This window comes from Acetobacter fabarum, assembly GCF_040702925.2.
GTDB classification, from domain to species: domain Bacteria; phylum Pseudomonadota; class Alphaproteobacteria; order Acetobacterales; family Acetobacteraceae; genus Acetobacter; species Acetobacter fabarum_B.
In genome coordinates, this window is sequence record NZ_JBFCXX020000051.1 from 1 (window position 1) to 1,457 (window position 1,457).

Below are 1,457 nucleotides of genomic sequence, written 5' to 3' on the forward strand. Positions count from 1 at the left end.
GACTGTGCCTGAAATAGCATCTGGCTGGGTCAATTCCTGATGAAAAACCCGGGTCAGTTCTCAGTGAAAATCAACAATCGGCGCTTTGCTCGGGCAGATGAAGCTGATCAAACCGCTCGCGAAGAAGGCTGCGGCGCTGTTCGGCCTGTCGGAGGCAGAAGAGCGTATGCTGAACGAGGTGCCATATCGAGGCATGCCCATGCCGCCGACGGACCCCCTGATATATCGCTTCTATGAAATGGTGATGGTCAACGGCCCCGCGTGGAAGGCACTCATCGAGGACGAGTTCGGCGACGGCATTATGTCCGCAATCGATTTCGACATCACGTTCGAGCGTGAGCCGAATCCAAAAGGTGATCGAGTGAAGATCGGAATGTCGGGCAAGTTTCTTCCCTATCGCTACTACGGAAGCGAGCAAGGCATTCCCGAATATGGCTATAAGGAACCCGAATGATCGTTCGCCGGGGCTCCCTTGGGCCCTGCCGACGATCAAGAGGAAGTAACGTGCCGCGCGCGACGTGCCTTGGCGAAGCCGCGATCGGTCGCGATGAAGCGTTCGATCATAGGCGCAATCAGACGTGTTGGATCGGCGACCGGCTGGCCGGTCTCGCGGCCGTGAACCTCAGCGTAAGCGACAAGATCCCGATAGACCGTCGCCGGTAATTCCGCCGTCACCTTCACGGGCTTGTCGTCGGCTATCATGCCGAGTTTCAACTTGGTCACATCAGCCTCCGTAGGGCTCGAGAATAAGATCACGGGTTACGATCACCCGGACCGGGAATCCGGGTCGGATGGTGAGCGTCGGGGCGATGTTGAGCTGCCGCCGGATGATCTGCTGGCCTGCGTCGTTGATCGTGTCTTGGCCGCCGTTGCGGATCGCCTGGATCAGCCGGTCGTCATCATTGGTGGCCAGTTCGGCGCCGACGCTCAGGAGCGTCGAGAGACCGGCGGCCTTGGCGAGATCCCACCAGTGATAGTCGACGCCGTCCTGCAGGCCGGCATAGCCCTCGGCGTCGGCGCCGGGCTGGCGCTCCAGCACGATGCTGCGGCCGTTCGGAAAGATCAGCCGATTCCACACGAGCAGGACGCGGCTCTGCCCGAACTGGACGTTGTTGTCATACTGGCCGATCACGCGCGTGCCCTGCGGGATCAGGAGGATCCGGCCTGTCGGGCTGTCATAAATGTTCTCGGTGACCTGGGCGGTGATCTGGCCCGGAAGGTCCGATCGAACGCCGGTGATGAGAGCGGCCGAGATGACGGCGCCGGCTTGAAGGATATTCGGAGAGGCCGGCGCGGCGATGCGGTCGGCCGCAACAGTGCGTCGGTCGACCGGCGCGTTGAGAAAGGCCTGCTGCCGATCTTGGGCGCTCGGCGTTGCCGGCGGCGGCGCGAGCCCGAGGCTGGCGAGGTCCGGTGGCGCCTGGTTCGGCGTGTTCGCCGTGACCGGCGCGGCATTG

Annotated in this window: 3 protein-coding genes; 1 reads left to right on the top strand and 2 read right to left on the bottom strand. The window is 62.4% G+C overall.

Translation table 11 applies throughout. From position 1 onward, the window contains the following. Positions 1 to 85: 85 nt before the first annotated feature. The gene (locus AB2L51_RS15020; RefSeq protein WP_400922620.1) at positions 86 to 454 is read left to right on the top strand and encodes a cyanase; all 369 of its coding nucleotides are present in this window, start codon (positions 86 to 88) and stop codon (positions 452 to 454) included. Between the two features lie 35 nt (positions 455 to 489). Here the strand turns inward: AB2L51_RS15020 and AB2L51_RS15025 are convergent, their stop codons facing one another. Both AB2L51_RS15025 and AB2L51_RS15030 read right to left on the bottom strand, forming a co-directional pair. Further along, a complete protein-coding gene (locus AB2L51_RS15025) occupies positions 490 to 723 on the bottom strand; it encodes a DUF2274 domain-containing protein (RefSeq protein WP_054362432.1) in 234 nt (77 codons plus the stop codon). Position 724: 1 nt separating this feature from the next. Beyond that, on the bottom strand, positions 725 to 1,457 hold a 733-nt coding region (locus AB2L51_RS15030), incomplete at its 5' end, for a TraB/TrbI/VirB10 family type IV secretion system protein (protein WP_400922624.1).